We start from the raw sequence: 2,626 nt of genomic DNA, 5'->3' as shown, positions 1-2,626 counted from the left end.
GGGATGTGTCCAACTTTTGGGGTGCAGTTCAGATTTCAGACGACCTTCTTGTATCGTGCCTGCATTTTATGTGCAGCAAAATGAAACGCGCTATATTTTGCCGGCTTATCCAATTATCAGGTTTTCGGCAGGGTAACGCCGGTTTGTCCCATGTATTTGCCGTTGCGGTCTTTGTAGGAAGTTTCGCAGATTTCGTCGCTCTCGAAGAAGAGGACTTGCGCCACGCCTTCGCCGGCGTAGATTTTGGCGGGCAGGGGGGTGGTGTTGGAAAATTCGAGGGTAACGTAGCCTTCCCATTCCGGCTCGAACGGGGTGACGTTGACGATGATGCCGCAGCGGGCGTAGGTGGATTTGCCCAAGCAGACGGTCAGGACGTTGCGCGGGATGCGGAAGTATTCGACCGTACGCGCCAGCGCGAAGGAATTAGGGGGGATGATGCAGCAGTCGTCTTCGACGGTGACGAAGTTTTTCGGGTCGAAGTTTTTGGGATCGACGATGGTGCTGTTGATGTTGGTGAAAATTTTAAATTCGTTGGCGCAGCGGATGTCGTAGCCGTAGCTGGACGTGCCGTAGGAGATGATGCGCTGTCCGTTGGCTTCTTTGATTTGGTTCGGCTCGAAGGGGTCGATCATGCCGAACTCTTCGCTCATGCGGCGTATCCATTTGTCGGACTTGATGCTCATAATGTTTTCCTTGTTTCTTGCGGTTTTCAGACGGCGTCTGCGGAGAGGTCGTCTGAAAATGCGGGACGGGGTTATTTGGTTTTGGGCAGTTTCACTTCTTTAATCATGCCGTTTTCGCATTTCATGATGAAGACGGTTTCGCCGTTTTGCGAGGCGGTGAATTTGCCGTGTGCCAGGCCTTTTTTGAACGTGCCTAACAGTACCATGTTGCGGAACTTGGTGCTGTTGGAATTGAACGGTTCGATGAAGGTTTCGCGGTTGGCGGAGACGGTGTAAACGCCTTGTCCGTCGAATTTGCCGTTTTTAAACGCGCCGGTGTAGCTGCGCCCGTCTTGGCAGCGCCATGTGCCTTTGCCGGCGGGTTTGCCGTCTTTGCCGACATCGCCGTCGTAGGTGCAGCCCGGTTCCTGATAGGAAGTCAGGACGGCGGCCGAAGCGGGGAGGGCAAGCATAATGGCGAGCGGCAGGAATGCGAAGTGTTTAAACATAAAGGTTGTCCATCGGAGGTAGGTTTCAGACGACCTTTTATCGTGTAAAGGTCGTCTGAAAAATTAGTCTTGCCAGCCGCCCAAATAGGAAACCAGCTCTTCCAACATGGTGCTGACGGATTCCGCCATCAGGATTTGCGAGGCGAAGGCAAGGCTGGCGGCATCGTCGCCGTTGCTTTCGGCTTCTTCCTGCAATACGTCGAGGTATTGAATGCGCTTGAGTGTGAAGTCTTGCGTGAGGATGAAGGCGATTTGTTCGCGCCACACCAAGCCGAGCTGGGTCACGGTTTTGCCGTTTTTGACGTGTTGGACCACTTCATCGGCGGTCAAATCTTGTTTGGACACTTTGACGACGGGAACAACATCGCCCACGCCTTTGAGTTCGCAATCGCTGTCCAATTCAAAACCGCCTTCGCAATGCCCTTGCAACAGCCACTCGGTCATCAGGGAAGAGGGCGATTGCTTGGTATTCGGCAGCGAGGCTTCCAAACCGCCCAAAGCTTCACGCAGCTTGGTCAGGATGTTTTCCGCTTTGGCGGAAGCCGCGTTGTTGACGAGCAGATAGCCGTGGCGGGTGTTGAACACCGCTTCAGTACGGCTGCTGCGGGTAAACGCGCGGGGCAGCAGGTCGTCTGTAATTTGCTCTTTAAGCTCTTGTTTTTCCTTGCGGCCGACATTGCGGGCTTCATTGTTTTGGATTTCCGCCACCTTCTCTTCCAAAATATCGCGGATGACGCCGGCTGGCAGGACTTTTTCTTCTTTTTTCAGGGCGACGCGCAAAGTAAAGTCGGCAGGGAAAACGAGTTCGGGAGAGAACGAAACCGGTGCGGCAAAGCCCTCGCTGGACCAGTCCAAACCTTGGCAGCGGGTAAATTCAGCCTCTGCAAGTTTGTCGGCAAGTACGTCCGCTTCGGGCAGCTTTTCTTTGTTGAGCGGATAAAAACTGATCTGCTTGAACCACATGGTTTGTTTTCCTTTTCATTAAAAGCGGCATTATACAGGCAAAGCGGATACAAAGATAAGGCACAGAAGGGTCGTCTGAAATGAGTTTGACCATAAAAAACGCCCAACCCGTTGACAGCGTTTTAACGCTTATGTATAGTTCGCAACTCGGTTACGCGCCCATCGTCTAGAGGCCTAGGACACTGCCCTTTCACGGCGGCAACCGGGGTTCGAATCCCCGTGGGCGTGCCAGATTTTCAATAAACCCTTACTTAGAAATAGTGAGGGTTTATTTTTTTCCTTAAAATTAACAATTTGATTTCAGTATTATTTTGTTAATTTATCTTTACAATTTGTTCTGAGTAGTTCGTTTTCTGTTTGTTTTTGGCTATGATTGCATTGGATTTGCATCAGTAATTGCATTAGACGGTTAAATAAAATTCCGCCAAATCGCGCTTATACTGCACATGCTTCCTTCAACTGTAGAAAATCGTCGCGTTGTTTACACAACAG

At 51.1% G+C, this 2,626-nt stretch carries 3 protein-coding genes and 1 tRNA gene; 1 reads left to right on the top strand and 3 read right to left on the bottom strand.

Annotated elements, in window-relative coordinates; genetic code table 11:
• Nucleotides 1–116: 116 nt before the first annotated feature.
• The 3 genes from dcd to HMPREF3066_RS09815 form a co-directional block, all read right to left on the bottom strand.
• Nucleotides 117–683, bottom strand: a complete 567-nt coding sequence (dcd, locus tag HMPREF3066_RS09825) for a dCTP deaminase (RefSeq protein ID WP_003741335.1) — start codon at nt 681–683, stop codon at nt 117–119.
• 71 nt (nt 684–754) lie between these two features.
• The gene (locus tag HMPREF3066_RS09820) at nt 755–1,171 is read right to left on the bottom strand and encodes an MORN repeat-containing protein (RefSeq protein ID WP_070442587.1); all 417 of its coding nucleotides are present in this window, start codon (nt 1,169–1,171) and stop codon (nt 755–757) included.
• 63 nt (nt 1,172–1,234) lie between these two features.
• Complete coding sequence (locus HMPREF3066_RS09815) at nt 1,235–2,134, bottom strand: recombination-associated protein RdgC (protein ID WP_009312388.1); 900 nt, start codon at nt 2,132–2,134, stop codon at nt 1,235–1,237.
• A 155-nt stretch (nt 2,135–2,289) separates the two neighbouring features.
• On the opposite strand from HMPREF3066_RS09815, the gene HMPREF3066_RS09810 reads away from it, so the two are divergent.
• A tRNA-Glu gene (locus tag HMPREF3066_RS09810) sits at nt 2,290–2,365 on the top strand.
• Nucleotides 2,366–2,626 lie beyond the last annotated feature (261 nt).

Origin of the sequence: Neisseria sp. HMSC03D10, assembly GCF_001807625.1 — a bacterium.
Classification (GTDB): domain Bacteria; phylum Pseudomonadota; class Gammaproteobacteria; order Burkholderiales; family Neisseriaceae; genus Neisseria; species Neisseria mucosa.
The sequence above is the reverse complement of the archived record's forward strand: the minus strand, read 5'-3'. Positions and strand labels throughout refer to the sequence as shown.

Bases quoted from the DNA above. Each gene is read 5' to 3' on its own strand.
- dcd (WP_003741335.1), bottom strand. From the start codon at position 683: ATGAGCATCAAGTCCGACAAATGGATACGCCGCATGAGCGAAGAGTTC.
- HMPREF3066_RS09820 (WP_070442587.1), bottom strand. From the start codon at position 1,171: ATGTTTAAACACTTCGCATTCCTGCCGCTCGCCATTATGCTTGCCCTC.
- HMPREF3066_RS09815 (WP_009312388.1), bottom strand. From the start codon at position 2,134: ATGTGGTTCAAGCAGATCAGTTTTTATCCGCTCAACAAAGAAAAGCTG.